The organism is Vibrio proteolyticus NBRC 13287 (assembly GCF_000467125.1).
In the GTDB taxonomy this organism is placed as follows: domain Bacteria; phylum Pseudomonadota; class Gammaproteobacteria; order Enterobacterales; family Vibrionaceae; genus Vibrio; species Vibrio proteolyticus.
The window spans coordinates 1-3,858 of the sequence record NZ_BATJ01000040.1; the positions used below are offsets into that span (position 1 = coordinate 1).

At 38.2% G+C, this 3,858-nt stretch carries 2 protein-coding genes; both read left to right on the plus strand.

Annotated elements, in window-relative coordinates; genetic code table 11:
- Positions 1–1,716: 1,716 nt before the first annotated feature.
- Positions 1,717–2,607, plus strand: coding sequence for a hypothetical protein (locus VPR01S_RS21845; RefSeq protein ID WP_021707529.1), 891 nt, complete (start codon positions 1,717–1,719; stop codon positions 2,605–2,607).
- A gap of 153 nt (positions 2,608–2,760) precedes the next feature.
- Positions 2,761–3,777, plus strand: a complete 1,017-nt coding sequence (locus tag VPR01S_RS21850) for a hypothetical protein (RefSeq protein ID WP_021707530.1) — start codon at positions 2,761–2,763, stop codon at positions 3,775–3,777.
- Positions 3,778–3,858: the final 81 nt, after the last annotated feature.

The following is a 3,858-nucleotide window of genomic DNA, read 5'->3' on the forward strand; positions in this document are numbered from 1 at the left end:
GGGTTCAAAGTTTAGCTTTAGTGTTTACGGCACAATGTTTTAGGTTAGGTGGTGGCGTTGTTCACCCCTTAACGCGGCGTTATGTCACCGAGTTCTACTAATGCAATTAGTCTTTTTGTAAATTGTGCAGAACTAGTGATATAAACTCGATCATTGTAGACATTTACAAACTAAGTTGTGTAGTGGTTTAGACCTCATATAGTCGCAGCTTGTTGAGAAATCAAAGAACAGGAGTTTGACTTATGCTAATGCAATTTTTGGGGATTTGCTTGGTTGCTTTTAATATGTTGCTTTTCTTTATCGCCCTATACCACTGTGTCATGATGTTTGGATCATTGTTCACTAACATAAAAAAAATCCCAATTTACGCATGTAAATTCTTGCTCTTCTTTACCTTAACTGGTGCATGTTACTTCATAATCTCTAGTTACGCTGAACACCTGAAATTTACTATTGTTCCTAAAGTGAGTTCGAACCAAGTCCCTGTAGCTCAGTGACATAACAAAGCGTTTAAGACGGATTCCCAACGCTCGGCATTTTTAGTTTGCTTCAGTTTTAGTGTTTACGGCACAATACTTTAGGTGCATTGGTCTGCGTTGCTCACCACTTAACGCGGCGTTAGGCGACGGGCAGGAAAGCTCTTTGTTCTCATCTTCTTAGTTATCTTTGACCATTCGCATTTCTATATCGGCAATTCAACATTCTCGGCTCAAATTCTTGAACTTCTCCAGCCGTAAAACATGCCAAGGTTTGCGGGTTGCCTCATTGGTTTTCACAGTCGGTTGGTTGTGAATCTCACTGGTTCAAAGTGTGAAAAGGGCAGGTTAATCGAGGCTTTCGTTCTCGCTTTAAGTTTGTAACTTTAGGTTTTTCGGGCTCAAAACCTACTTTGTTGCTAAAGGTCTACATTTCGTGGTTGTTGGAATCTTGGCTGAAACATAGTGATATTTGTGGTTCTTGAATCACAAAAAGTCAGTGGGTGTTTGGTTGCTTATTTTGTTTCAGGTAATCTGCTTTCAAAACAACTTAAACACTGGTGGGAAACTTCGCCTAACAAGGCGTTTAAGGTGGATTCACAACGCTTGGCAATTTCAGTTCAAGTTGAATTTAGTGTTTAAGGTACAATAGTTTAAGTTTGGTGGTTAGCGTTGTTCACCACTTAACGCGGCGTTAATAAGCTACTGTTAACGAGTAGTTTTTATGTCTAGTGGTTCTGTGTTAGTTATCGGTTTGTCGGCTCAGAATAGTTAAATCATTCGCTACCAGTTTTGTAAGTTCTTTGCTGAGAATGCCATTTGAAATCATCGAAAGCGCTAATATGCCAACCATCATTTTCGCTTTCATTCGTTCATCGTTGTGGCAATTATCTAACCCGAACTTTAGTGGGTGGCCCATTTCAATCAGTCAAGTTAGTCACTAGCTGAAACCTGGTTTGTGGAAGCTATCGTGGGGCAGTAGCCTGTAAAAATCTAATTGGTTATTAGTGTTGAGTCTGGTGCGTTTTTTGAGCCTAGAGCGCGTAGAAAGTACTTTATTAACAATGTGTTCAAGATGGATTCACAACGCTCGGCAGTTTTGGTTGCAAATTTTAGTGCAGTGATTAAGGTGGTTTTATTAAGTGAAGTACGGCGTTGCTCACCACTTAACACGGCGTTATGTTGGTAACTGGCTTCCTTTCGTAGTATTATCGCCGACTTTAACTTTAAATATATTTGTATGAAATTTAAGACTATTTTAGCTGCATTGGTAGCGTTATCATTTTTGATCCCATCGACAGCGATGCTAATAAATGACTACGTTCAAGTTTCATTTATTAAAAACAATATTGAGTTGTTAGAAACTATTCAAAAGTACGAGTTCGCTATTCTTGTAGGATTACTTGGAATTGCATGGATAATTTCGTTTCATAATTATAGAAAATACTCTGATTTCAAGCTGCATGATTTAGCTGGTATTCTTGGTGTGTTTTTATCTGCACTTTCATTATCAGCTATTACTTTTTATCAAGAGCAGATATTTGTTCTGTCTTTTGCTTTGTCGGGTGCGCTTTGTGCTTACTGTACCAGTGTTCCCATGTTTCACTGGTTTAAAGATAGGCTTAATGAGTCAAAGTTTGAAGTTACATTCCTATCGTTTGTATTTGGAGCTGTATTTCTCTATGTATTAGATGGTTATTCTGGGATTATGATAAATCAGGTATTTGGTGTAAATGAAGGATATTTTAGTTTCACAAAACCAGTTTCAATGCTCTTACTTCTATCACCTTGGCTCGCTTTGGGTACCTTTTTAGCAATTATATACATTACAGTAAGTCAGAAAGGCTCAACTGGCGTAGACACGTTTTACTCCATAAACAAGTTGTCCGCTTGTTATGTTGTCTTAATATTATCTATGGCTTTTGGTAGTCGAATGGGAACAACTCTAGAGCTTGTTGCTGGAAAGTTTGACTTCGATTCTATATCTCCATGTCAAGTAAATGAGTCCGTGACAGGGGTTATAGTATTGGATCCGGCACACACAAAGGTTTTAGTCAAATCCGAAGCCGAAAACGTTAATAAATACAGTGTGATCGATTGTATTCTTAAAATACAAGTACCCACTGAGTAGGCTCGAAACACATAACAAACTGTTTAAGAGTGATTCGCAACGCGTGGCATTTTCACTATGCGTTGGTTTTTGTGTTTAAGGTGGTATACGGGAGCTTCGGTATTGCGTTGCTCACACCTTAACAGGGCGTTATGTGCTTTGAAGGAAAATGTTGTGACAGAAGATGAAATGATGGAGCAGTACAATCGTCAAAGAGAGGAAATGAAGATGTTCCTCCTTGATAAACACTCTGCTAATGTTAAGTCAATATCGGATACTTTAGAGAAATGCGGGTATTTTCTGTCTGAGGAGAATTTTGAATACTCAGATCCTGTTGGCTTGACAGTTTGTTTTAAAAACTTGGTGTCTATATTGGCTCCTGAGCTTAATCGTGACAAAGATGATTTAGTAAAGTTAACGCAACTATTTCAGAGCTACGAAAAAAAAGCGAGAGAAGGTTATTTATATACAAATAGCTATATGCTCATGCTGACGCCTTTACTCAGGAGAGGTATGCATCCAGTTAATAATTGGGCTCCACTATTTGTAACAAAAATTTGGGGGCTAGACTTAGAGGGGATTGAAGCCTCAGTAGCATTGGATTATGACCGTGCAAAACTTGATGTAAGTGATTATGGGTATGCTGAGCTTGATACTTGGTTTGGTGCTCCTTTTGACGATGATATTTCAAGTATCAAGGATGGTATATCAAAACTAAGACCTCCGATGGATATTGAACAAAGGATTATAAATTTTATCTTTAATGACAAATACAGTCTTGATATAAAGTGGGACACAAAAGGGAAAATTAAAACGTTCCAGGCGCTGGAGTTTAGTAATGAAAATGTGCTGGTTGAATTTCAAGATAATACTTATTACCCAGCAAAGTATATCCATGCAGAATTTGATCTTGAATCAAACTCATTTCGCCATTTTGATGGCGCGGTTCATTTTTATACGCACGACGAGTATTTTTCAAGAAGGGATTTAGACTTTAATTTTGCCAACAAAAATACAAATCTGGTTAAAGCAAAGTCTCAAAAAGTATTCAAGCTTGACGGGAAAATCAGCAAAGAAATTTGGTTGGAGTTAACGGGGCATTTCTTAACAGGAAATCCGTTGATTGTTGAGTATTTCACTGGGAATTACCCACAACATGTATTAGAACGTTTGAGTCGAGCACGCACATAACAAAGCATTAAAGAGTGATTCGCAACGCTTGGCGTTTTCGCTTCGCTCAAGTATAGCCAAGCGCTGCTCACACCTTAATGC

What these genes read in the sequence shown, in the direction of transcription:
- VPR01S_RS21845 (WP_021707529.1), top strand. Translation starts at nt 1,717, where the DNA reads ATGAAATTTAAGACTATTTTAGCTGCATTGGTAGCGTTATCATTTTTG.